Genomic DNA, 22729 nt, shown 5'->3' with positions numbered 1-22729 from the left:
CTATTTTAGGCATATCTTATTCCAATAAATTATGAAAAAAATAGTACCTCTGTTGTTACTCATAATGGGTAGCTACGCCACTCTACAAGCTCAGTCCGCTGCAAAACTTAAAGAAACCTATAAAGAACTAAGCGTCTTTTCAGATCCTTTGGCTACGCAATTAAGAAAAGGAATTAAACGTGCTGATATTGCCAAAATTACAGATCCGCAGATCCGTATGGTCGCAGAACAATTGCAAACAGGCAAATACGATAAAAATTACAGATTAGCTTCCTACCATGCCATTTTATCACCAAGCGAGCTTGGGGAACAATTGTCTATCGGCGATGGATACAGTAAATATCAGAATATTACAGGCATTTATTTGCCAATCGGCAAACAAACCATCCTTGTAGATGGAATTTCCCATGATAATCATATCAAATTAGTTGTTCCAAACTGGGACAGACATGCTCCGCAGGGAATAGACCCGACCGATGATCCTAAAGGATGGGGAATAGAAAAACAGGAGTTTGACTTGCGTAACGGAGTGAACCTTGTAGATATTAAAAATTTCGGAGGATTAGCATATATCACTTACTTTTCAGATAAACCAAAAGAACAAAGTCCTATACAGGTTCACTTTTTGAATGCAGCTGTAAATGGCTATTTTGATATTAGTAAACACAATGATCAGGACTGGAACAATCTGGTCGATCATGCAGTCTATCCTATAGTTGATGCTGTTGGAAAACATATACAAATAGCTTATCCAACGGAAGCAATTAAGAAGTATGCATATGGTAAAGGTGTAGAACTGATCAGTAATTATGATTCATTGGTCTATCGCCAACACCGTATATTGGGATTGATAAAGCACAACAGAGTGCCTGAAAACAAGATCCTTTCCCGTGTCAATTACAACTATTATATGTTCCGTGACGGAGACGGAGTGGCATATATGGGAGATAAACCCGGGTATGCAATGGCGATGGTCGTAGATCCTGCAAGTGTAATAAAAGGAGATCCTTGCTGGGGATTCAGTCATGAAGTAGGACATGTGCATCAGACGCGCCCATACCTCAGCTGGGGTGGTCTTGGAGAAGTGAGTAACAATATTTTTTCCTTGTACGTGACGACCTCATTTGGTAATAAAAGCCGCCTTTCAGAACAAAAGAACTATGACAAAGTTCGTAACGAACTGTACGGAAAAGGTAAAAGTTACCTTCAGGATCCAGATGTATTTAACCGGCTGGTCCCTTTCTGGCAATTGCAGTTATATTTTGCCGGACAAGGTGTAAATCCTGATTTTTATCCGGATCTTTTTGAAGCTTTCCGCCAGCAGGCAGCTGTTGATCTGACTCAAAACAGAAGAAACAGAAGAAGTAATTTCATGGATAGAGGAAAGAATCCGGCCGTATACCAGCTCAATTTTGTAAAGACTGTTTGCGAAATTGCTAAAGTAGATTTAACAGAATTCTTTGACGGATACGGATTTTTCTATGTCGGCAACTTTGAGATGGATGACTATGGTAAATATAATTATGAAATGACGCAGGCAATGGTAGACGAATGCAAAGCAGCTATACGCAACATGAATCTTCCGAAACCAAAAACTGATCTTTCTCTATTAAAAGATTAGATTAAAGATTCCCGCTAAGGCTCATTTTCTAACGGAATGAAAAAGGGCGCTGAATTGTTTTCAGCGCCCTTCCTATATTATACTTCCATATCTTTTCGATATTCTCTCGGACTCTTCTGCATAATCATTTTAAAGAACTTGTTGAAATTCGTTAGGTTTTGATATCCGCTTTGGTAACAAATCTCAGAAATAGAAAGTTGTCTGTTCATGAGTAATTTACAGGCATGACCGACTCTCATTTCATTGACAAATTTAGAGAAGGACTTTTGTGTATGTCTTTTAAAAAAACGACAAAAAGCATTGGGTGTCATATTGACTATTTCTGCTGCCACACTTAGAGAAACTTCATCTCTGAAGTTTTGCATCACATAGATATATACGTTATTGATCCTGTTGGTATCCTGTTCTCCAAATGTAGGCTTGTAGCCAATAGATGCCAGATTTTCACATTCACTCGTTTGATGAAGGAGCTCAATGAGATTCAAAAAGCCTGTGATTCTTGAAAAACTCTGTTTATCAACAAGAGATTTGATTTGATGACTGGCTTTTTCTAATACTTCTCCATAGAAACGTAATCCTCGCTGAGCTTTTTTTATAAAATGCTGCATAGAATGGATAGTCGACTGATCATCTGTCAAGGTAAGCAGAAAATCTGCCGGAAAATAGATCACAATAGCTCTTGCACGCTCTTCATGCATAGGATTGAGAAATACATCATCATTTCGCCAGATATGGGGAACATTCGGTCCCATTAATACCATATCTCCTGCCTCGAAAGAAGCGACGTGATTTCCCACTATACGCTTGCCGTAACTTTCTAAGATCAATACCAGTTCACATAGCTCATGAAAGTGAAGAGGATTACTCAAGAAGTTCTGATCTACAAGTTTGATATGAATGGTTTTTTCACTGGGCGGTGACAATTCAATGAATTGCGCTTTCATAATCAGTTATCGTTTATAATGATATCAAATATAACCAATTAAAGGTTTTAGTGAAACAATAATGATCGTTATTATTGTAACAAAACCATATATGGGAGTAAAAAGTTTTATTTTATGTGTATCGGGTTTTAGTTTGCTGCTTGTGTACCTTCTACCTTTGGTTGAACTGATTTTTTCGGAAATATAAAACGTTGTTTCCGGATAAAGTCAGATTTTGTAAAGGCTAAATTCAGTACCCAAAAAACGATTCCGATGAAAATATACGAAACCATTAGTCCGACATGGAAAACAGATAAAGAACTGTTTGAACGGATCCGCAGCGAGCTCTTTACGGCAGTAGTAGGGGATGTGATGGATCAAATGGGATTATATCATCAGTTTTTACCTCCGGATATCCGTGCTCTTCGTAGCGATATGATAGTTGTAGGCCGCGCCATGACTGTTTTAGAAGCGGATGTATCCTCACAGGGCAAAACGATATCCCGTAATCCGGTATTAGCCAGTGCATTCGGTTGTATGCTGGAAGCCCTCGATGATCTCAGAGAAGATGAGATCTATGTCTGCAGCGGCTCTTCTCCGGATTACGCAGTATGGGGAGAGATTATGAGTGCCCGTGCAATACAATTAAATGCTGCAGGAGCAATTCTAAATGGGTATTCCAGAGATACAAATGGTATATTAGCACTGAATTTTCCTTGTTTCTCATTAGGCAGCTATGCACAGGATCAGGCGCCCCGTGGAAAAGTAATAGACTGGAGAGTACCTATCTGTATCGGTAAGGCTCAGATTGAAGATGGAGATCTTTTGTTTGGAGATATAGATGGTGTATGTGTAGTACCAAAAGCAAAGGAAAGGGAAATATTGAGCCGGGCATTTGAAAAAGCCAGAAGTGAAAAGATCGTCTTTCAGAAAATAACTGAAGGAATGGCTGCAAAAGAGGCCTTCGAGAAATATGGAATTATGTAAACCTATGAAAGTAAATACAATAGCAGTATGGGTAATGATTTGTGCATTTGTTTCGGTGACAAAAGCCCAACAGCTTAATACACGAATATCTTTGCCTCCGATTCCGGCAGCAGTGACAGGTACAGATCAGCCCAGCCTATCGCTGAATGGCATATGGTATTTCCGCTCAGACCAATCCTCAACATCTGCAATTAATGTTCCCGGTGAATGGGAAATGCAGGGTTATCATGTATCACCAGGAGAAAAGGCGATCTATGAGAAAGAATTCACTCTTCCTGCCTCATGGGTAGATAAACGTGTGGTAGTCCGCTTTGATGCGGTGAGTTCATATGCTATAGTCAAGGTAAATGGTATCATGATAGGAGAGCACGAGGGAGGATTTGTAGCCTTTCATATGGATCTGACTTCAGCTATAAAACCCGGCAATAATATACTTACGGTGGAAGTACAGGCAAATACTATCAGTGATATATTAGGTTGTGTCTCTCAGTATGCAGCTCATACAGTCGGCGGTATATTGAGGAAAGTGACATTATTTGCTCTTCCACAAGTTTATATTTCAGACCTGGATGTAAACAGTAGCTTTGACAGTCAGTACAGACATGCTAAACTTGACTTAAGTACGCGTATTATGAATCATACCCGTTCTATACAAGACGCAGGCATAAGGTACACACTGAAAGACAAGGAAGGAAAAGTGATCTTTATAAAGAATATTTCTGAAAAAGCTCTTAAAGCGCTGACATCAGAGCAGCTGGCTGTACGTGTAGATGTAGATAAACCTCATCACTGGACGGCAGAAACTCCCTATCTCTATGAGTTGACGACAGAATTGCTGAATGATCGTCATACGATTCAACGCAATGTTCAGAAAGTAGGTTTCAGAGAAGTAAAGATAGCGGGCAATCAATTACTGATCAATGGTAAACCCGTAAAATTAAAAGGTGTAAACCGGCATTGCGTTCATCCGCTGCTCGGCAGAGCTTCTGACCCGGAACTGGATCGCAAAGATGCAGAGCTATTTCTGGCTGCTAATCTCAATTATATACGCACTTCACATTATCCGCCTTCTGAAGAATTTCTTCATGCAGCAGATGAATTAGGCTTGTACGTAGAGAGTGAATCCGCATTAAACTGGATCCAGCATCATGCTTCACCAATCTGGCAACATTGGGATTATCAGGATCCTAAGTTTTTACCACTGATGATACAGGCCAACAGAGAAAATGTAATGACGAATAAAAAGCATCCTTCTGTTATTCTGTGGTCGCTGGGAAATGAATCCAGATGGAGCAATTTATGGGCTGAAGTCAATAAAACTGTTAAACTTCTGGATAAAAGCAGACCGACCAGTTTTCATGACCAGACATGGGGAGGATTTAATAACGCAGGCAGTAAGGCAGATGTAGCCAATTATCATTATCCTGGCATCGACGGACCTGCAAACACAGATACGATCTCCCGTCCCACACTTTTCGGAGAGTATGCACACTTGTCTACATACAACAGAAGGGAATTGCTTACTGATCCCGGAATAAGAGATCTGTTTAACGCACCCATGCGCATTTTTTTTGATTCTATATACGTACATAAGGGTAATCTTGGGGGAGCGATATGGAGTGGAATAGATGACACATTTCATCTCCCTGATGGAAGAATTGCAGGTTACGGACCATGGGGACCTTTAGATGGCTGGAGAAGAACAAAGCCGGAGTACTATGGTATAAAGAAAGCTTATTCACCGGTAAGGGTACTGAATATGCAGCGAACAAAAGACGGAGTAATGTGCACTGTTCAGAATCGTTATGATTTCTGCTCTCTTGAAGATATTAAGATACTGGCCGTTATTGACGGAAAAGAAATACGGCTGAAATCATCAATAAAACCACATAACACAGGTCAGATCCTTATTCCACAAGCTAAAGACGCTGATATCGTTGAGATTATGTTTACGGATCCGAGAGGATTTGAAATTGAACATGAGATATTCACAGATAAGAAGCCGGTTCAGGTAGCCCATATGTACAAATCCTTGTCTTTAAAAGAAGATTCTGCATTTATTTATATTACCCAGGGAAATATAGATTATACGATCAGCAAGACATACGGAGTGATTACTACAGTCCGTAAAAATAAGGAACTGATCCTCACCAAAGGGCCCTCTTTAGCCATTATAGCCGCAAATACAGAAGATGGAGGCAAACCTAATGTAGCAGGAGAAACGTATCAGAATAATATCTATCCGCTCAAACATTATCCCTTATATACTTTATTTGCAAAAAATGTATCTGTAGAAAATAAAACAGACAGTATCCTTGTCAACCTCAACCTTTCCTATCAACAAGGGGAAGGAAATCAACAGTTTGTCTTTACGAAAGATGGCTTTTTAAAAGTGAGATATGAAATGGAGAATAAAAAAAGTGATATCCAGGTCTATCAGTATGGATTAATGATGGAACTTCCTCTCACTTTCGATGAACTTACCTGGCACAGAGAAGGCCCCTTCAGTTATTATCCAAAGGATCATATCGGTCGGAATAAAGGGTTTGCAAAACTTAACGCAAATAACATATATGACGTTGAAGCACATGGAAAACCTTTAGCAAGAGACTGGAAGGATGATGCGAATACATTGGGATCCAATGATTTCAGGTCTACAAAAGCCAACATCATCTCTGCCGAACTGAAACACAATACACAAAGTACAGTAAAAGTAATGTCCAATGCTAAGCAGGCATCCCGAAGCTGGAAACAGGATGAACACGTCCAATGGCTGATTGCAGACTATACAAATAACGGATCAGAACCTTTTTACGGAAGTCCGCATAGTTCGGGGCGTCTTACACTCCGAAAGGGTGACAAAATTAAAGGAATGCTCTTGCTGAAAATTGATTAGGAAAGTGTAAATTACAAGGATGAAGGCATCCTCATAAGTTGATCTTCTTCTCTGTTTCGAATGTGTTTAAAACAGATAAAAAATATATGCATAAACCTGTTTAAATGAAGATAGTAGATGTTAAAGTCTGGTTGGTGGAAGGAGTAAAATACAACTGGACATTGCTGAAAATATATACCGACACCGGGCATACAGGTGTAGGAGAAGCCACCAACTGGCCAGGAAGCCCCATTGTTTTTGAGGCCGCAAAGCATGCGGGTCAACGGATCATCGGACTGGATCCTATGCGGACCGATTTTATATGGACAAAACTGTATCGTGATCTGAACTGGGTCGGACCTTATGGTGCCAGTATGTGTGCTATAAGTGGAATAGATATGGCATTACTGGATTTAAAAGCTAAAGTCCTCGGTGTACCCTGTTATGAACTTTTGGGAGGTGCTTTCAGGAAAGACATTCTGTTATACGCTAACTACTGGTTTACAGGTGGCGGGCATAATAAGGCAGACTATGCTGCTCAGGCATTGAAAGTAAAAGAAGCCGGTTTTACCGGACTCAAGTTCGATCCGTTTGCACACACTAATTATTTATATGGAGAGGACCTTTCATCTAATCTGACACTGACATCTGAGCAGCAGGATCTTGCATTCGAGGTTAGTCAAGCCGTTCGTGAAGCCGTCGGGCCGGATTTTGATATTATGATCGAAACACATGCTATGCTCAACTTTCGGGTCGCAGTCAAGATGGCCGAACGCCTGTCTACTCTGGATATCACCTGGTATGAAGAGCCCGCCGGTCCGGAAAACGCAGATACATTAAGAGCTATGCGAGAGAGAATTCCTTCCAGTGTTTCTATCTGTGTTGGAGAACGGCACTACACCAGACATGGTATTCGTCCGGTACTCGAAAAGAATGTTTGTGATATGATGATGCCCGATATTACACGCTGTGGCGGCCCTTCAGAGATGAAACGTATGGCTACAATGATGGAAGCATATAATGTGCTGCTGGCTCCTCATAATCCCAATGGTCCGCTGTCAACGCTGGCAAGTGCTCATGTATGTGCTGCAATACCAAACTTCTTCAGACAGGAATTTATGTTTAATGATGTCCCATGGCGGGATCAGGTTATCGATCAGCCTATAGCGGACATGATCAGCAACGGAGTATTGACACTTAGCGATAGACCGGGACTTGGAGTTGATCTGGTAGAAGAAGAAATGCTGAAACATCCCGGTATTCTCGAACCCAGATCTGGATTTTACGTATAGACAATGGCACTTACAATAGATTTAACAGAAAAGAATGTTCTGATTACAGGTGGCATTTCAGGAATAGGATTAGGAACAGCTATCCAGTTTGCAAAAGCAGGAGCAAAGGTGATCGTTTGTGCTGAGCGATCTGTACAAGATGAACAGGTTCAGGCATTCTATAAAGAGCTGCATCAGTACAGCAGCGACGTATATTATTATCAGACGGATGTAACAAATCCTGTTGAAATAAAGCAGTTAGAAGAAGAAATCAGAAGTCAGTTCGGCCGGTTAGATATACTGATTTCCAATGCCGGCAGAAATATTTTCACTACACTGGCAAATTGTGATGAGGAAACCTGGAATACCAATCAAAAATTAAATCTGGAATCCCATTGGTTTCTTGGTAAAACAATGAGACCACTGCTGCAGGTGTCGGGGCAAGGGGTTATCATTGTATTATCCTCTAATCATGCATATAGTTCAATACAGGGGTGCTTTCCTTACAATGTGGCAAAAGCAGCGCTTCCTGCGATGGTCAGAGCAATGGCCATAGAATGGACACCTTCCATTCGTACGGTGGGAATAGCTCCGGGATTTATTGACACGCCCGGAAATCAACTGTGGTTTGATTCATTTGAAGACAGCCAAAAGGCGAGAGCTGATACCATAGCACTGCACCCTGTCAAACGCCTGGGTACACCCGAAGAAATCGGAGGATGGTGTGTTTTTTTATGTAGTGAATACGCTGCTTTCGCAAACGGAACGACCTACCTGATTGATGGTGGCAGAAGTGCATTAATGCAGGATTGAGATGGAATAAACACAGCTTATGATTGTAAACGTGAATAATACAACAGAGCTGCAATGTCTACCGTTAAAATAGTGTCACTACCAGTCATTTTAGTTGTAGTGGTCTTCCCAAACTCTACCTAATTTTACAACTATACAAAGCTGTACTTACTTTATATTTTTTAATGAAGTATAGCTGTATACTATAAACCTTAATCTACTTATAACAAGCCTGTTTTGAACAGATTAATATTTTTAAGTTGATTATCCAGTTGTAAATAAAAAATGGTTAGAAAAATTATTGTGTGTGCAGTTTTACTGCTTCTTGTCATTGGAGTAGCCTTGTTTGCTTTTGCAAAAGAGGACCCTGTAGATTTTAGTACTGAAGTCAAGCCCATACTGAATAAACACTGTATTACCTGCCACGGAGGAGTAAAGAAAAACGGAGGGTTCAGTATACTTTTTGAGAACGAAGCCTTCGCAAAAGCAGAATCCGGTAAACCAGCTATTATTCGCGGAGATGCGGATCATAGTGAATTTATAAAAAGACTAACCCATGAAGATCCGGAACTTCGCATGCCTTATAATGCTGCTCCACTCAGTGAAGCCGAGATTGATATCCTCAAAAGATGGATAAATGAAGGAGCTAAATGGGGAGAACACTGGGCATATACGTTGCCGGAAGAAGTAGAAGTACCCAAGCCATTTTCATTTGCCAGACTATTTGGAAAGTATCCGTCAGGGATTTCAAATGATATTGATTATTTCGTACAGGACAAATTCAGCGAAAAAGGATTGAAGTTTTCAGGTGAAGCGGATAAACAAACCCTGTTAAGAAGAGTATATCTCGATCTGACCGGAGTGCCACCTACCTGGGAAGAGATCCGTAGTTTTGAAACCGACACAGGTGAAAATGCATATGAAATACGGGTAGACAGTCTGCTTTCCTCATCCCGTTACGGAGAAAAATGGGCTTCATGGTGGTTGGATATGGCCAGATATGCCGATACTAAAGGTTATGAAAGAGACGAGTCCAGACAAATCTGGAAGTATAGAGACTGGGTGATCAAAGCCTTTAATTCGGACAAACCTTACGATCAGTTCACTATTGAACAACTGGCCGGAGATCTGTTGCCTGAGCCTACAAAAGAGCAGCTTATTGCTACAGCTTTTCACCGTAATACAATGAACAATGACGAAGGTGGTACAGATAGTGAAGAATTCAGAGTCTCGTCTGTATTAGACCGGGTCAATACGACCTATCAGGTATGGCTGAGTACCACATTCGAATGTGTCCAATGTCATAGTCATACCTATGACCCGTTTAAATTTGAAGAATACTATAAATCTGTTGCTTTTTTTAATAATACAAGAGATGAAGACACCTACGGTGATCATCCTAAATTACGGTTCTATACCGCTGATGATGAAAAAAGACTGGATAGCATTAAAAACTGGATCAGTCAGTCCGGCAATCCGCAGTTAGTCCGTTCTGCAGAACTATTTCTTCACACATTAGAACCTAAGGTACATGCACATTACAGTGATCAGATCACTAATGGTGCTTTGTATGACACCAAGTGGCTGGGACTGCGCAACGGAGGAAATGCAAGACTGAAGAAAATAACACTGGACGGTAAGAAATTATTCTTCCTGAATTACTGGACATCTGCTCCGGGCGGAAAGCTGGAAATCAGAAAAGATGGCCTTCAGGGACAGATACTGACCAGTATTGATCTTCCGGCTACACAGGGAAGGCAGGTGATCCATGTTCCGATTCCGGAAATATCCGGTGTTCACGATCTTTATCTGCTTGCAAAAAATCCGTCTATAAAAACTGATGAGACTGTCCTGATGATCGAATGGTTTGCTTTCAGAGAAGGATTTCCGGGGATGGATAGCCCGAAAAGCCAGCATATGGAACGCACCTTTATGCAACTGGTAAATATGAACCCCGAAAGTGTGCCCGTTATGATTGAAAATCCTAAAGAGATGGCGCGTACAACTTACGTCTTCGAACGCGGTAACTGGATGGTACATGGAGATGCGGTCACACCTGCAGTACCTGCTGTTCTCAATGATTTTCCTAAAGGTGCACCAAATAACAGATTGGGATTCAGTCAATGGATTGTAAGTAAAGAAAATCCGCTTACCGCCCGTACATTAGTGAACAGAGTCTGGGCACAGCTATTCGGAAGAGGATTAGTCGAACCGCTGGGCGACATGGGTACTCAAAGTATTCCGCCTATACATCGTGAACTGCTGGATTACCTGTCATTGAAAGTAATGAACGAAATGAACTGGAGCGTCAAATCTCTTGTTCGGGAAATGGTAACATCTTCTACATACAAACAATCTTCAGGTTTAAACAACAAGCAGGTGGAGAAAGATCCGGAAAACCGGTATTGGGCACGTGGACCACGTTTCCGTCTTTCTGCTGAACAGATCAGAGATCAGGCACTTGCCGTCAGTGGTCTGCTGAGTTCCAAAATGTATGGTCCGGGTGTCATGCCTCATCAACCGGAAGGTGTATGGATGACTGTATACAGCGGCGAATCATGGACCAAAAGTACCGGTGAAGATCAGTATAGACGAGGTATATACACCTTCCTGAAGCGCACAAGTCCTTATCCGTCATTTATCTCGTTTGATGCTTCCAGCCGGGAAGTCTGTCTGGTGGATCGTATCCGGACAAATACACCTTTACAGGCGTTGACAACACTTAATGATCCTGTCTATCTGGAAGCAGCCAAAGCTCTGGCCACAGAGATGGAGAAAGATGCAAAAGGTAATGTCAGGCAACTTATAGCTTCCGGATACAGACGAACGATGTTTAAAGATCCGGCTGAAGATAAACTTATCGCTTTGGAAAAACTTTATCATCAGGCACTGAATAATTTTAAATCTCATCCGGAGGCAGCCACTAAATTCCTGAGTATAGCGCCTGCCGGTAAGAAAGATCAACAACAGATAGCGGCTAAGGCTGCAAGTACTGTGGTGGCAAATGCGTTGTTGAATCTGGATGAATTCTTAACCAAATCCTAAAGAGTTATGGTAGACTTAGATAAATTGATGCGTGAAGCACAACAATACAAACTGCAGGCTGTTACCCGCAGGCACTTTCTCAAAGATTGTGTAGCAGGGATAGGCAGCATTGCACTTGGCAGTCTGTTAGCCAGTTGTGGTGGAAGTGGACAGGGAGATGCTCCGCTTAATCTGAATGCGTTGAATCCGATGATCCCCCGAGCACCGCATTTTCCGGCTAAAGCCAAAAGTGTAATTTATCTGCACATGGCGGGAGCGCCCTCACAACTCGAACTTTTTGACTATAAACCGGAACTGCACAAGTTACATAATAAGCCATGTCCGGATTCCCTGTTGAAAGGTAAGAAATTCGCATTTATCCGTGGCACACCTAATATGCTGGGACCACAGGCCACATTTGCGCAATATGGAGAAAGCGGAGCATGGATATCCGATCATTTGCCACATTTCAGCAAAGTGGTGGATGATGTCAGTTTTTTGAAAGCGGTACATACAGATCAGTTTAATCACGGACCGGCTCAGCTGTTTATGCACACCGGTAGTGCCCGGCTCGGCAGGCCGAGCATAGGTTCATGGGTGACTTACGGACTTGGCTCGGAAAATAGTAACCTTCCGGGGTTCGTGGTGTTGACATCCGGAGGAAAAACTCCTGATGCTGGCAAAAGTGTGTGGGGAAGTGGATTTTTACCCTCAGTATATCAGGGTGTACAATGTCGCTCAAAGGGAGATCCGGTCTTATATATTGCTGATCCCGACGGGATGGGAAGAGATCTCAAGAAACATACGATTGATGCTATCAATACCGTGAATATGGATGAGTATGAAACGTATAAGGATCCGGAGACTCTGTCCCGTATCGCACAGTATGAGATGGCTTATAAAATGCAGGTTGCAGTACCTGAAGTAATGGATATTGCTTCGGAACCAGAGTATATACATGAATTGTACGGCACGCAACCAGGTAAGGAGTCTTTCGCAAACAACTGCCTGCTGGCGCGTAAACTTGTAGAGCAGGGGGTACGCTTTGTACAATTATTTGACTGGGGATGGGATAGTCACGGAACCAGTGCCTCAGATTCGATAGACCTGGGATTCAGAAATAAATGCAGAGAAATAGACCGTCCGATGACAGCTTTGATTATGGATCTCAAACAGCGCGGACTGCTGGATGAAACTCTTGTTGTATGGGGTGGTGAATTCGGGCGCACACCTATGCAGGAGAACAGAGATAATCGTGACATGCCTTTTATGGGCAGAGATCACCATACAGACGCATATACCATCTGGATGGCAGGAGGCGGTGTACGTAAGGGAGTGACCTACGGAGAGACAGACGAAATCGGATTTACGGCGGTCAGTGGCCGGTCTTCTGTACATGATGTACATGCGACTATGCTGCATCTGCTGGGCTTTGACCACGAAAAGTTTACATATGAGTTTCAGGGACGTCCATTCAGACTCACTGATGTTGAAGGAAATCTCATCAGCGATATTATATAACCAATAGATTATGGGGAAAATAAAACTATTATTAACAGCTATCCTTACATTATTCATGATGCAGCATTTGCATGCTTCAGCAACATTTAAAATTCGTTTTTACGCTACAAACTGGGGAATGAATGAGTCCTGGGACAGCTATTGCGAAAAAGTCAAAAAAGCCGGATACGATGGTCTGGAGGTATGGGTACCAGGAAGCAAAGAAGAACAAAAGCAAATGTTTGATGCGTTCCGGAAGTATGGTCTGGCATACGCATTTTTAAGCGGAGGCGGCGGAGCAACTTTTGAACAATATTACAACAGCTATGTCAAAAATGTAGAAATGGCCATGCAGCTTAAACCGGATTTTGTCAATTGTCATACCGGAAAGGATTACTTTACATTTGATCAGAACAAAAAACTGATTGAAGCCGCTGATATCATCAGTAAAAAATACCATATTCCGGTTATGCACGAGACTCATCGGGGAAGATTTAGTTTTGCGGCTCACATTACAAGACAGTTTTTAGAACAGATTCCTCAATTACAGCTTACACTTGATATCTCTCACTGGTGCAACGTTCATGAGTCACTGCTGGGTGATCAGACAGAAACAGTTGAACTGGCACTATCCCGTACAGCGCATATTCATGCCCGTATTGGACAGCCGCAAGCGCCTCAGGTCAGTGATCCGGCTGCTCCGGAATGGAAAAGCACAGTGGAGCAACATCTGGCCTGGTGGGATGAAGTGATCCGTTTGCGTAAAGAAGCCGGAATAAATCAGTTAACGGTTACCACCGAATTTGGTCCTTCGGGATATCTACCAACGTTACCCTATACACAACAGCCGGTCGCAGATCAATGGACTGTAAATGTATATATGCTTAATCTTTTGAAGTCCCGATACCAACAATAATGATCTTTATAGAAGAATTACTTAGTTTCACGGGCCGCTGGCATCCTGTATTGGTTCATTTACCTATCGGAATACTGTTTCTGGCTCTTGTATTTGCTGTTTTCGCACGCTTTGAACGCTACCGCAATTTGTCTTTTGCAATTCCGTTCTCCTTACTTTTGGGTACCGGAGCCGCTATTCTGACTTGCATAACAGGTTACCTGTTATCACTGGATGGCGGATATGATACATCCGTGTTGAGTTTTCACCAGTGGCTGGGAATTGCTGTTGCCGTCATGAGTTTGTGGACATATTCGCTGTACAGAGCCGCTGATAAAGGTGCAGGGCTGTGGGCAAAACTGGTAAAACGGCGTTTTTTCTTTTTGATAACGGTTGTCGTTTTATTGGGTGCAACTGGCCACTTTGGAGGAACACTTACACATGGAAAAGGATATATGAAAGATGCCCTTCCTTCTTCAATCAAGAAAATTGCAGGTATCCAGGCTGAAGAAGAAAAGCTGATTTTAATCGAAAATGTTCAGGATGCCCATGTTTATGATGCTATTATTCAGCCTATTCTCCAACAACGTTGTCAAAGCTGTCATGGAGATAAAAAGCAGGAAGGAGGGCTCGCTCTGCACAATCGGGAAAGTTTGTTAAAAGGAGGGGAAGATGGATCTGTGCTGACAGCCGGAAAACTGGATAAAAGTGAATTGTATGCCCGTCTTATTCTGCCTGAAGGTCACGAAGGACGTATGCCGCCAAAAGGCAGAACACCTATCAGCCCCGAACAAATACAGCTTATTGGCTGGTGGATAGAACAGGGCGCAGATTTTGAAAAGAAAGCAAAAGACCTCAAACAAAATGAAAAGATTGCAGCACTGTTAAAGAGTCTGGAAGAAGGTGACTCGTCTGCCAAATCAGCATATGCTGCATTGCCGGAGGCTCCGCCACTGCCGGACGAGGCTATTCAGCAATTACAGCAAAAAGGGGTGAAGGTAATCCCGTTATCTGCGGACAATAACTATGTCATGGTCAATGCAATCAATTATCCAGAATTTTCAGATGCAGATATGCAAGACTTGCTAAAGATGAAAGATAATATTATCCAGTTAAAACTGGGACACACGGCGATCTCTGATAAGGCTTTGTCTGAGATTGCAAAGCTGCCTGTACTCATGAAACTTCATTTGGAACATACGGCAATTACAAATGAAGGATTAAAATATCTGAAAGGACATAAAAACCTATCTTACATAAATTTATATAAAACAAAAGTGTCTGATGAAGGGCTCTCTTATCTGCAGCATATTCCCAAGTTAGAACAGGTATATGTTTATCAGACTGGGGTAACTCCCGGAGGTATAGATAAAGTTCGCCAGACCTTATCAAAATCTCATTTAGATACCGGAAATTATCAATTGCCATTTTTGGCAACAGATACGATGCAATATCAATAAATACGTCTGGAGTTTAACGAAGAAAATACAGTACACCAGATGGGGCCGGATTTTTAAATCCAGCCCTTACTGATAAAATATTGGATAATCCGCTATAACTGTATGGTCTGTTCTATATGAATTTGAGACAGAAAATATTCATCATGTGATATAGCGAGTAATGTACCTTTGTAATCATTTATAGCAGAGGTCAGAATTTCCATATTCTGAATATCCAGATTATTGGTAGGTTCATCAAGAATAATAATATCAGGTGCCTGATTGCCTATGGTAAGACAGCATAGCATCAACCTCATTTTTTCTCCTCCACTCAATGCATAGCAGGGTTTATCCCACGTATCTCTGTCAAAAAGAAACCGAACCAAACGGATCTTTATTTCATGCTCCTGTAAAGCTGAAGAATTAAAGTGTGATGCCTGTTCAAATACAGTGAGATCACCATTGATAAGAGAATAATCCTGATCGATATATACAGCATGCCGGATCGCACTGAACAGATTTCCTTTACCCGGCGACAAATTGCCCAGTATCATATTGATCAATGTTGTTTTACCGGAACCGTTTACACCTTTTATGGCATATCTGTCCCCACTGAAAATTTTAAAAGACACATTATTTTCCCATATAGCAGACTGAGCATAAGTGTAATTAATATCTTTAGCTTCGACTAATACTTTTCCTTTATGCAAAGAAGACTGATCAAATCCAAACTTCATTCTGTCCGTATCAGATACTTCCTTGCGTAACATATCCAGATCATTTGTGATATGACTTAGTTTTTCGGCATGGACATCCTTTATTTTTGCCGTACTTCGTTCCGCACTGTTACGCAGCGTATTCATGACAATGGTTGGAAGACCTGCTTTCTCCTGTTTCTTTTTTCCTCTGGCGTCCAGCTTTTGTTGTCTTTCCAGTGTTTCTCTTTCCACCTCCTTAGCCTTACGCAATGCTTTTTCCTTGCTTCTGATATCTTGTTCCAGCGCTTCTGACTCGATCTTCTTTTGCTCTACATAATGGTCATAATTGCCACCATAAATCCGGATTCCTTTAGGACTGAGTTCATAAACCGTATTCAGCAGATTCAGTAACTGGCGGTCATGACTTACGATAAGCAATGTCAGATTGGTCTGTATAATAAACTCATACAGCTTCGTTCTCCCGATACGATCCAGATGATTACTGGGCTCATCCATCAATACTACATCCGGTTCATGAATCATAATACCGGATAAGAATACTTTCGTTTTTTGTCCTCCACTCAGACGGCTCATAGATTGCTGCAGATCGATATCCTCAATTCCCCAATACTGAAAGGCTTTCTGGCAACGTTCCTCAATACTCCAGTCATCATCCAGTATCTGCAACTGTTCATCTGTCATGCGGCCATCCAGTATTTCATAAAAAGCCTGCAGTTTGGCACTTATACCTAATGCTTCAGCAACAGTACTTGTGTTATATTGTCCGTAGTGCTGCGGCACGTCATAGCATTTTGCGTCCACATGAACCTGTCCGGCAGAAGGCTGAATCTTACCTGCAATAAGTTTGAGAAGGGTAGACTTGCCCACTCCGTTGTTACCAATAAGTGCAATTTTTTGCTGTTGCTGTATGTGGAGTGAAATCTGGTCGAATAAGAGCTCCTTATTCGGGTGTATATATGTAATTTGTTGTAAACTAATCATCAGTAATTTCTTTAAAAAATTAAACAATAAATGGGCTGACTTGAGAAGTTCTGATCCCTGTTAATGCTATTAAAAGAAATTTGATATTACATATATACTGTTGGGTTTTGTGCTACAAAGGTAGGAAATTTTCTTAAATAAATGCTAACACAGTATTTGGTATAATAAAAAGGCCGAATTAAACATATGCTGTCTAACCGGCCTTCTATGTATATAAAGGAAAAAATTATGCTAGTTTACAGCTTGCTTTACAACACCAATGTATAAAGGTGTGTTGGTATTATCCTTCTTCCCAACCAGGATAATAGAGTAATAATTATCCGGATCTAATTTTATACCCTCTCTGCTTACCAGTATGTTACCGGATTCATCTTTTACAGATAATTTAAATGTTCCGCTGGCCTGAGATACAAAAGCCTGGTTAGCTGTTGCTGTAGTCTGAGTTTCGGTTGCTCTGTCTTTAAATTTATCTTGGATAGCCGTATCGCCGATCTGCAGAGAAACTTTCCCCGGCATATCAGCTAAGTTAAAGAACCGGAGACCTGCAGGTTTATCAGTTGCCGGTGTAAGGGTAGTTTTCTTGTCTTCCGTAATAAAATGTTTTGCTTTATCCTTATTGCCAAAAGTAAATGAAGAATAATAAACACTGTCTTTTACAGCGAAAGTAGTATCTACAAGTGTTTTAGGATCCTGAGTTCCTTTTACAATAATATTACGGTTTCCGGTGAACAGCGCGATCCAGTCATACCCTTTATACATTAATGGGAAATACGGATTCTGGATAGGACGCTGATCAGCATAATAAACAATACCCTGAGCATCCGAAAATCCATTGACCATGGTTAGTCCGCCTGCAGGAATATCAATATAATTGTTGTCATTGTCTTTCAGACAGCTGCTCAGTAAAAAGCTACTTAATACAAAGCAGATCATTAGATAAAATGTATGTTTTTTCATGTTTTCTAAAGTTTAGATTTCCGTTTTCCGGAATTCAAATTATTCTTTCTCTTCTGGTTTATAAGACGGATGGAGAAATCGAAAAGCTACAGATTTATAAAAATTTTTATAATTATTGCTTCTTTTTAAGTTTTAATTTTCTGAAAAACAGATTTTTAAAAACATCTGAAGTGTTTTCTGACTCTTGAAAAACGCAGTCCGGAAGAGGGTTTAACATTTCAGTAATCAGGAATTATGCGTAAAAAAAACAGCAAACATTTATACATCTCAATGGTTTTAACATAAAAGAAAATATTATGGCTATAATTGATCAAATTACTACTTACCTCGGCAATGAAGCTGATGAATTACTCCGTTATGAGAGTAAAGCTGTTGCCAAAGATATACTTCATCTTCCATCGCCTGATTTTATCGATCAGGTATACGGCATTACTGACCGTAATCCGCAAACCATACGTAGTCTGGGACAGCTTTTTGGACATGGACGCCTTGCAAATACCGGATACTTATCCATTTTACCGATTGATCAGGGTATAGAGCACAGTGCCGGCGCGTCCTTTGCTGCTAATCCTTTATATTTTGATCCTGAAAACATTGTAAAACTCGCAATTGAAGGAGGTTGTAATGCTGTTGCTACCACTTTTGGTGTATTGGGTTCCGTTGCCCGCAGATATGCACATAAAATCCCTTTTATTGTAAAAATAAATCATAATGAGCTACTTACGTATCCCAATAAAAGCGAGCAAATCCTGTATGGAACAGTTCGTGAAGCCTGGAACCTGGGTGCAGCAGCAGTAGGAGCAACGATATATTTTGGATCTGAAGACTCCGGAAGACAGATTGTAGAAGTTGCAAAAGCTTTTGAGGAAGCTCACCGGTTAGGTATGGCAACTATTCTGTGGTGTTATCTGCGTAATGATGCTTTTAAAACAGGAGGGAAGGACTACCACCTTTCGGCAGATCTGACCGGACAGGCAAATCATCTGGGAGTGACGATACAGGCGGATATCATTAAACAAAAACTGCCTGAATTGAACGGTGGTTATCAGGCTCTCAATATGGGGAGCAGCAGCTATGGAAAACTTGATGAACGGATGTATACTGAACTGGCGTCATCTCATCCTATTGATCTTTGCCGTTATCAGGTATTGAATTGCTTTTCCGGTCGTGCAGGACTCATCAACTCAGGAGGTGCTTCCGGTAAAAATGATTTTCCGGATGCTGTTAAAACAGCTGTTATCAATAAAAGAGCAGGTGGAACCGGATTGATTTCAGGCAGAAAGGCCTTTCAAAGGCCTATGGATGAAGGTGTACAGCTTTTGCATGCTATACAGGATGTCTATCTGAGTAAAGATGTTACGATTGCCTAGATAAAGAATTTATTGATATAAATATTATTCATAAATCCCCTGATTCAAAGTCAGGGGATTTTTACTGACTAATTTCTAAACATGGAAATTAATTCCGTAAAAAAGATAGCTTATTAGTTGTTAAATGTTGGAATCTATCACTTTAACTTACCCTGAATCATTTACCAGTTTATCTTTAATGGAAAATGGAAATTATGAACAAATCCAAATAACAGACAACAGTTGAATCCGGCAGATCACACTTTTCAGATAAAAATTGTCCTTCCTGATGCTATTATATAAAGAATGATACAAAAGCATTCCTTTGCTGAAGGTTGACTTTCTGTTAAAAGTATTATCTTCACGTCCGGAAAATAATGAATAGACATGTCAAATAAAACCAATGCTGTCCGGATGCTGGATCAGCTTAAGGTCAATTATGAAGTACGCGAATATGATGTGGATGAAGATGATCTGAGTGCTGGTCATGTTGCAGAATCATTGGGTCTGGATCCTAAAACATTATATAAAACCTTAGTTTTGAAAGGTAATACCAGTGGATATCTGGTAGCTGTAATTCCTGGAGACACTCAACTTGATCTTAAGAAAATAGCAAAGGCTTCCGGTAATAAGAATTGTGAGATGATCCCTGTAAAGGATATCCAGACCCTGACCGGATATATACGAGGAGGTTGTTCACCTATAGGAATGAAGAAAGCATTTCCTACCTATATAGAACAATCTGTTCAGATACAGACTGCCATTAGTATCAGTGCAGGGAAGAGGGGATTGCAGATTATTCTGAGTCCCCAGGATCTGGTAAAGGTTACGAATGCCCGATATGCTGAATTGATATAGTTGCATGCTTTCATATATAGTTTCATTATCAGCAAAATAGAGCCCTAATTATAAAGTATAAATTGATATTATCATTATCTTATGTTTAATTCTCCTGCAGGTTTAACCTCCTCAAAAAAGCATTACGCCATATTGGACGGACTGAGAGGTGTGGCCGCTTTGGTTATTGTGATTTTCCATTTTATGGAATGGGTCTATACCGATTTTAGTGATAATATTGTAGGACATGGCTATCTGGCTGTAGATTTTTTCTTTTGTTTGTCTGGTTTTGTTATTGGCTATGCTTATGATGACCGTATTAATCAAATGGGGCTTAAGCAATTTTTTATTTCCCGGGCTATACGTTTACATCCTTTAGTCGTTCTGGGAGGTATACTGGGTTTATTAGGCTATTTCTTTGATCCTTTTACCGGACCGGAAGAAGTTTTGTCTACCAGTCGTTTGATCCTTATAATAGTCTTTACCTTACTTCTGATCCCGTTTCCGGTAATGAAAGACAAGGTTTATAATATGTTTGGACTGAATGCTCCTGCATGGTCTCTTTTTTGGGAATACATTGCCAACATCATATATGCATTATTTCTGTCCCGTATCAGGAGAACCTTTCTTATCCTTTTGACCATTGTGGCTGCAGGTGTTTTATGTTATGTCAGTTATACAACAGGTGGTTTGTCTGGTGGGTGGGGAAAAGGAAACTTTTGGGAAGGTGGTGCACGCATTGCCTATTCTTTTCTTGCAGGTCTGCTCATTCATCGTTCCAAATGGATTCTGCAATCAAAACTAGGCTTTGCAAGTCTCAGTATTTTACTGATACTTCCTTTTATGATGCCGTTCACCTCGTGGAACTGGCTGGCAGAATCTTTCGTTGTACTTTTCTATTTCCCATTACTGGTATCTCTGGGAGCAGGAGCGGTTCTTTCACCCTCCTTACTAAAGATCTGTAATTTCTCAGGACAGATCTCTTATCCGATCTATATGACTCATTATTGGGGAATTTGGGTATTTGCTCATTATTACACGACGTACAAACCCAGTACAGAACAGCTTTTTTATATCATACCGGTCTGTGTTATATTATTAGTATTGTTCGCGTACCTGACAATGATTATATACGATATTCCTGTCCGGAGATATTTAAGCCGTAAAATGCGTAAATAGTTATCCTATTTTCTATGCAAACCCAGTCTTTTTACCTTTTGCAGCCACTTCTGTCTTAATGCAGGAGAAGAAGTCCTGACAATACCGACATATGTCACCTTTACGGGACTGATTCCGCAAAACTGTAAAACGGAACGCTTTAGCTGATTAACACTGGGACGTCCGAAGAAAAGGCGGTAATACCATCCCGGCTGATCCAATGTCGTAATGATATGAGCCGATCTTCCTTTTAACAATTTATCCCAGAAAACAGAATTCGGGCGATACTGAAAAGCACGGCCCGGAAGAAATAAACGATCGATAAACCCTTTGCTGATGGCAGGAAGACCTCCCCACCAAACCGGATGAATCCATACGATATGTTCAGCCCAAAGGATCTTTTGCCAGGCTTCCTGCAGATCTGGTTCCAGTTCTATTCGCTGACGGTATCCATACTGAAGGTTAGGATTAAACTGTAATTCTGAAATGATGATTTCCTGTATCTGAGCTCCCGCCTCCAGCGCTCCCTGCTTATATGTTTCTGCAATTGCGGCGTTGAAGGAGCTGCTGTTCGGATGAGCGTTGATAATAAGTATTTTATTCTTTGACATTATAACTGTTGTTTATACAAAAATACCCTATAAAACAACAGGACTTGCAGGACAAATGTCCTAAAAAACGATTTCACGTCTGATACGGCTCAGGTGTCTTTGTGTTATACCCAGATAAGTAGCCAGATAGTGGAGAGGGATTAAGTGTATATAGTCAGGTTGGTGCTGCAGTAAGTCAGCATAACGTTGATTGGCTTGCTGGCGCTGCAGTTGAAATATACGTTGCTCCAGTTCGATATATTGCTGTTCAGCTATGGTTTTCTGAAGCCTGATCCAGTTTGGATAAAGATCGTCCAGTTTTCTGATATCTTCAGCACTGATTACGAAGAGCTCCGCATTAGAAATAGCCTGTATATTTTCCTGACTAGGGGTCTGCTGTATAAGAGAAGAATAAGCCGCCATCAATTCATCTGGAAAACGAAAACAATAGGTGATTTCGTCCATATTCTCTTTCAGATAGTAAGAACGAAAAATTCCGGAAACAATCAGTGCAACTTCTCTGGACTCATTACCTTCTCTGATAAAATAATCTCCCTTTTTCAGCGACTTAAATTTAAAATAGGAGGAGATGGCATCCACTTCTGAAGCGGAGAAGAACTGGGAGTTTTCTAAATAGGAATTGATCATCATATTAACAGCATCATTATGCCCAAGGCATAAATATACGGTAATGAAGGGTGTTCTTTCTCGATTTGGCATAAAATCTTTTTTTTAAAGGTTTTATTTAGAATCAGACATTTATAAGACAAACAGGGGATGGCAAAATCGTAACTTGTATGCATTCATTAAA

The 22729-nt window shown here is 40.9% G+C and carries 17 protein-coding genes; 12 read left to right on the top strand and 5 right to left on the bottom strand.

The window, feature by feature from the left end; genetic code table 11:
• Window positions 1-31: 31 nt before the first annotated feature.
• Entirely contained in the window at window positions 32-1621 is a 1590-nt protein-coding gene (locus I6J02_RS18665) for a M60 family metallopeptidase (protein ID WP_201679286.1), read from the top strand.
• A gap of 77 nt (window positions 1622-1698) precedes the next feature.
• Here I6J02_RS18665 and I6J02_RS18660 read toward each other — a convergent pair whose 3' ends face one another.
• Window positions 1699-2565 carry an AraC family transcriptional regulator gene (locus I6J02_RS18660; protein WP_201679285.1) on the bottom strand — a complete coding sequence of 289 codons (867 nt, stop codon included), beginning with the start codon at window positions 2563-2565 and terminating at the stop codon, window positions 1699-1701.
• A 252-nt stretch (window positions 2566-2817) separates the two neighbouring features.
• Between I6J02_RS18660 and I6J02_RS18655 the strand changes: the two genes are divergently transcribed.
• The 8 genes from I6J02_RS18655 (at window position 2818) to I6J02_RS18620 (ending at window position 15348) form a co-directional block, all read left to right on the top strand.
• On the top strand, window positions 2818-3531 hold the full coding sequence (locus tag I6J02_RS18655) for an RraA family protein (RefSeq protein WP_201679284.1): 714 nt from the start codon (window positions 2818-2820) through the stop codon (window positions 3529-3531).
• A gap of 4 nt (window positions 3532-3535) precedes the next feature.
• Window positions 3536-6427 (top strand): glycoside hydrolase family 2 TIM barrel-domain containing protein, encoded by a 2892-nt coding sequence (locus tag I6J02_RS18650; RefSeq protein WP_201679283.1) that lies wholly within the window; start codon window positions 3536-3538, stop codon window positions 6425-6427.
• Between the two features lie 104 nt (window positions 6428-6531).
• A complete protein-coding gene (locus tag I6J02_RS18645) occupies window positions 6532-7698 on the top strand; it encodes a mandelate racemase/muconate lactonizing enzyme family protein (RefSeq protein ID WP_201679282.1) in 1167 nt (388 codons plus the stop codon).
• Window positions 7699-7701: 3 nt separating this feature from the next.
• Window positions 7702-8490, top strand: coding sequence for an SDR family NAD(P)-dependent oxidoreductase (locus tag I6J02_RS18640; protein WP_201679281.1), 789 nt, complete (start codon window positions 7702-7704; stop codon window positions 8488-8490).
• Window positions 8491-8754: 264 nt separating this feature from the next.
• On the top strand, window positions 8755-11514 hold the full coding sequence (locus I6J02_RS18635; protein ID WP_201679280.1) for a DUF1553 domain-containing protein: 2760 nt from the start codon (window positions 8755-8757) through the stop codon (window positions 11512-11514).
• 6 nt (window positions 11515-11520) lie between these two features.
• The gene (locus I6J02_RS18630) at window positions 11521-13014 is read left to right on the top strand and encodes a DUF1501 domain-containing protein (RefSeq protein WP_201679279.1); all 1494 of its coding nucleotides are present in this window, start codon (window positions 11521-11523) and stop codon (window positions 13012-13014) included.
• Window positions 13015-13024: 10 nt separating this feature from the next.
• A complete protein-coding gene (locus I6J02_RS18625) occupies window positions 13025-13909 on the top strand; it encodes a sugar phosphate isomerase/epimerase family protein (protein WP_201679278.1) in 885 nt (294 codons plus the stop codon).
• Window positions 13909-15348, top strand: coding sequence for a c-type cytochrome domain-containing protein (locus tag I6J02_RS18620; protein ID WP_201679277.1), 1440 nt, complete (start codon window positions 13909-13911; stop codon window positions 15346-15348). Before I6J02_RS18625 ends, I6J02_RS18620 begins: the two co-directional genes overlap by 1 nt.
• A gap of 92 nt (window positions 15349-15440) precedes the next feature.
• On the opposite strand, the gene abc-f is transcribed toward I6J02_RS18620, so the two are convergent.
• Together abc-f and I6J02_RS18610 are read right to left on the bottom strand one after the other, a co-directional pair.
• On the bottom strand, window positions 15441-17027 hold the full coding sequence (gene abc-f, locus I6J02_RS18615; protein WP_201679276.1) for a ribosomal protection-like ABC-F family protein: 1587 nt from the start codon (window positions 17025-17027) through the stop codon (window positions 15441-15443).
• 231 nt (window positions 17028-17258) lie between these two features.
• Entirely contained in the window at window positions 17259-17984 is a 726-nt protein-coding gene (locus tag I6J02_RS18610) for a DUF4397 domain-containing protein (protein WP_201679275.1), read from the bottom strand.
• A 296-nt stretch (window positions 17985-18280) separates the two neighbouring features.
• Between I6J02_RS18610 and I6J02_RS18605 the strand changes: the two genes are divergently transcribed.
• The 3 genes from I6J02_RS18605 (at window position 18281) to I6J02_RS18595 (ending at window position 21349) form a co-directional block, all read left to right on the top strand.
• Complete coding sequence (locus tag I6J02_RS18605; protein ID WP_201679274.1) at window positions 18281-19354, top strand: class I fructose-bisphosphate aldolase; 1074 nt, start codon at window positions 18281-18283, stop codon at window positions 19352-19354.
• Between the two features lie 366 nt (window positions 19355-19720).
• Complete coding sequence (ybaK, locus tag I6J02_RS18600; protein ID WP_201679273.1) at window positions 19721-20191, top strand: Cys-tRNA(Pro) deacylase; 471 nt, start codon at window positions 19721-19723, stop codon at window positions 20189-20191.
• Window positions 20192-20272: 81 nt separating this feature from the next.
• Window positions 20273-21349 carry an acyltransferase family protein gene (locus I6J02_RS18595; RefSeq protein ID WP_201679272.1) on the top strand — a complete coding sequence of 359 codons (1077 nt, stop codon included), beginning with the start codon at window positions 20273-20275 and terminating at the stop codon, window positions 21347-21349.
• Window positions 21350-21354: 5 nt separating this feature from the next.
• On the opposite strand, the gene I6J02_RS18590 is transcribed toward I6J02_RS18595, so the two are convergent.
• Together I6J02_RS18590 and I6J02_RS18585 are read right to left on the bottom strand one after the other, a co-directional pair.
• The gene (locus tag I6J02_RS18590) at window positions 21355-21939 is read right to left on the bottom strand and encodes an NAD(P)H-dependent oxidoreductase (RefSeq protein WP_201679271.1); all 585 of its coding nucleotides are present in this window, start codon (window positions 21937-21939) and stop codon (window positions 21355-21357) included.
• 60 nt (window positions 21940-21999) lie between these two features.
• Window positions 22000-22638, bottom strand: coding sequence for a Crp/Fnr family transcriptional regulator (locus tag I6J02_RS18585; protein WP_201679270.1), 639 nt, complete (start codon window positions 22636-22638; stop codon window positions 22000-22002).
• Between the last annotated feature and the right edge of the window lie 91 nt (window positions 22639-22729).

It is taken from the genome of Sphingobacterium spiritivorum (assembly GCF_016725325.1).
Classification (GTDB): Bacteria; Bacteroidota; Bacteroidia; order Sphingobacteriales; family Sphingobacteriaceae; genus Sphingobacterium.
The sequence above is the reverse complement of the archived record's forward strand: the minus strand, read 5'-3'. Positions and strand labels throughout refer to the sequence as shown.